Raw genomic sequence first — 3,578 nt, forward strand, 5'->3', positions numbered from 1 at the left:
GGCGGGGGGGCGGATTCGACCCGCCCCCGCCGCGCGTTCAGCTCTGGGCGTTGTACGACGCCGTGAGGGTCTGGTTCACGGTCGACCCGTTCAGGGACCCGGTGAGGGTGACGGTCGCCTGCCCCGCGGGGACAGAGCTCTTCGTCGTGTTGATCGACGTGCTGACCTTCTTGCCGGGCTGGACGCCGGTGAAGGTCTTCTTGCCGTAGCTCGTGGCGATGGCCACGTCCACGGCGACCGCCGAGGTGTTGGTGACCTCCACCGTGACGTACACCTTGCCCGCGAGCTTGCGCGTCGAGGCCGCGACGTTCGCCGTGAGGGCGGCATCCGCGGTGTTCGTGGTCTTCGCCACCAGCGGCGACAGGGCGAGCCAGTCGATGTTGGGGGCGTTGCCCGTGGTGTTGCCCAGGCGCAACGAGCCGCTCGCGGTCGTCAGGTCCAGCGGCACGGTGTGGGTCCAGAAGCCATTCCACGAGTAGTTGTTGCGGAAGGCTCCGCGCGTGGTCGCCCCGCCATCCTCGGTCACGTCGAGGAACCGGGTGATGACGTCGGTGTTGTAGGCGTGGCCGGTGTTCTTCTCCGCGTTGGAGTAGCGCACCGTCAGGTCGTACTGACCCGCGGCGAGACCCGTCGGGCGGCTGAGCGTGGCGTAGTTGTCGGCTCCGCCGCCGAGCCATCCGAGCTGCTGCCCGGACACGTTCGTCGGCTGGCCCGGAGTCTCGAGACGCGCCGCTCCGTGCAGCGCGATCTTCGAGCCGTCCTCGCCCTCGACGTGCACGGTGGCGGTGTCGCCGTCGGCCGCACGGGTGAGGGTGACGGACTGCACGGCGGCCCCCTGGGCCGAGCCGACCTTCAGCTCGGTGATGCCTTCGGCGAGGTGCACCCGTGCCGTCGAGGTCCAGGTTCCGGCCTTGTCCGCTCCCAGTCCGCCGATGCTGCGGTCGTTCAGCGTGACGCCCAGGCCGGCTGCACCGGTGGTGGTGTAGCGGATCGCGACGTCGTAGTATCCGGTCTCCCGCGCCGACGGGAAGAAGGTCGCCGTCTTGTCGCCGGTGAGCGCGACGGCTCCCTTCGCGTAGTCGAGCGCCGCGTCCGTACGCGAAAGCACCGCGGGATAGGTGGTGGTCTCAGGGCCGTCGATGCGGGTGAGGTCGAACCGGTCGAGCGAGATGTCCGACCCGGGGAGCAGCGTCGAACCGTCCGCGCTCATCCGCACCGACAGATCGTGCCGGCCCTGTGTGAGCTGGACGGTGGTTTCGCCGCGCCCACGATAGCTCCAGTCGAAACCCGCCTCGTAATCGATCGTCGCGGCGTTCTGGCCGTCGACGAACAGGGCGTGCTTTCCGGGGCCGATCTTGGAGCCGTTGACGCCGGCGATCGCTCCGAAGCGGTAGGTGCCGGTCGCGGGCACGTCGACGGTCCACGTCAACGACGACGTGACCTTATTCGTCGACCCGACGTCACGACCACCCGAGGCCGAGAAGGTCCAGTCCGAAGCCGGATCCTGGTTGTACGCCGCCACGTCGTGCAGCGTGGTGTTCTCCGCCTCGATACTGGTCGACCAGCTCGGATCGACGACCGGAGCGGTCGGAAGGGCCGGCGTGATGATCGCCTGGTAGGCATCCAGTCTGTTGTTGCTGGGCACCTCTACCTGGATCGTGCCGCCCACGGCGACGCGCTTGGTGACCACGACCGGCGGCGCCTGCGCCTCGCCTTCTTGACCGGACCACTCCGCCTCGCGGATCTGGATGTCGACGGTGTTGCCGAATACCGCCGGATCCAGCCCCGAGAGATCGAGACGCGTGGTGTTGTTCGTGCCGCCGAAGAGCACCGTGGCCTGCTTCTTCGCGGTGTCGATCGAGCCGAGCCCCTGGAGGGTGTCGGGGGCATTCAGCGCTGGCGGCGTGACGGCGACCGTCTGTCCCGTAAGGTCGCCGTACCACTTCAGCAGCCACCAGGCACCGTTGGCGCTGTTGTTCTTCGCCATGTTGTCGTTGAGGTTGCCCGCGTACGTCCAGTAGGCGGTCTCCGCGTCGACCTTCTCGTCCTCGAACATGGCCAGCCACTGGACGAGGTTTCCGGGCACGGACATGTCGCGCCGCATGGCGTATTCGGTGATGTTGACGGGGAGGGCCGTCATCCCGAGGTCGCTCTCGATCTTGCGGTACTCCGCCAGGTGCTGCCGGAAGTACTGCAGGCTGCCGCGCCCGAGTTCGTGCCACGTGAAGATGTCCGGCAGGACGTTGTTCGCCTCGGCGAACGTGAGGAAGTCCCGCGTGCGGGTCGACTGCCAGCGCGTGTCACCGTTGCCGGCGATCTTCGCCTGCGGGTAGACCTCCTTGATGGCCTGATAGACGGCCTTCCAGTCCTGGAGGTAGGTGTCCTTCATCGTTCCCCAGTCGGCGTACCAGTTGCCGCCGTCGGGTTCGTTGAAGGGGGTGAAGACGTACTTCTCCGGGTGGTCGGACTCGTCGACCACGCTCTTGACGACCTTGCGGACGATGTCGAGGTAGGTGCTGAAGTCGGAGGGGCGCCTGCCGCCGTTGTAGGCCCAGTCGGGGTAGTAGTCCTGGATGTTCGTCATCAGGTACTGCCCGCCGTTCTCGAAGAACGCATGCTCGACCTGCAGCGGATCGCCGTTGGGGTGCTGGGCTCCGTGCGGCGCCTTCTGCGTGAGGTTGGTGGGCCGAGCGCCCGCGATGATGGCGTCCGTGGGGACGCCGTCATCCGACAATCCGTAGAGCATCCCCGAAGCGCCGCCCTGGACGGCGCCGTCGGTCTTGCTGAAGTCGACGCCGATGACGTCGACGGTCGCGGCGCTCGCCGGTGCGGCGGCGCCGACCGCCAGACCGGACAACACCAGGGCAGACAAGGCCGCGCAGGCGGTCGCTCGGCGACCCCAGCGTGCGGGCAGGTGGGGGCTGGTCACGTGTACTCCTTCGTACGTGGTGCGGGTGGTGGATCGAGGGGGAGAACGAGGGATGCGGGGGGACCGGGGCGTCCGGCGGGTACCGGACGCCCCGGGGTTCGGTGACTTACTTGAACAGCGCGTTGACCTGATCGTTCGCGGTCTTCAGGGCGCTCGCGTCGGAGGCTCCCTTCAGGTACGACTCGACGGCCGCCTTCATCGTGTCGTTGACGTCCGACCAGTGGTCGGCGATGGGGAGGAGCTTGGTGGTGCCGTCCGTAACCTGCTCGGTGAAGCCGGTGACGTCCCACCCCTTGGCCTTGAAGGCTGCTTCGGCCTTCGCCGTCGAGGACTTCACGGCCGGGAAGACGACGGCGGCGTCGCCGATGACGTCCTGGCATTCGGCCGAGCCGAGGTACTTGACCCACTCCCACGCGGCATCCTGGTTCTTGCTTCCGGCCCAGATGCCGTCGGAGAGACCGTTGAAAAGGCTGGCGCGCTTGCCGCTCGGGCCCTCCGGCGTGGGAGCGACCTTCGTGGGGACCTTGTCCTGCCCGAGGTAGGAGCCGTTCATCCAGCTGCCGTCGGTGACGAGCGCGTAGCGCCCGGCGAGGTAACCGTTCAGCGGGTCCTGCTCGGAGAGGGCGATGTCGACGCTGGCATGTAGCCC

Annotated in this window: 2 protein-coding genes; both read right to left on the minus strand. The window is 67.8% G+C overall.

The genetic code is table 11. The features are described 5' to 3' along the window. Positions 1-37 precede the first annotated feature (37 nt). A complete protein-coding gene (locus tag I5G_RS00515; RefSeq protein WP_022877302.1) occupies positions 38-2,929 on the minus strand; it encodes a hypothetical protein in 2,892 nt (963 codons plus the stop codon). Between the two features lie 106 nt (positions 2,930-3,035). After that, the coding region (locus I5G_RS00520) for an extracellular solute-binding protein (protein WP_022877303.1) at positions 3,036-3,578 on the minus strand (543 nt) is incomplete at its 5' end.

This window comes from Microbacterium sp. B19, from assembly GCF_000333395.1.
GTDB lineage: Bacteria > Actinomycetota > Actinomycetes > Actinomycetales > Microbacteriaceae > Microbacterium.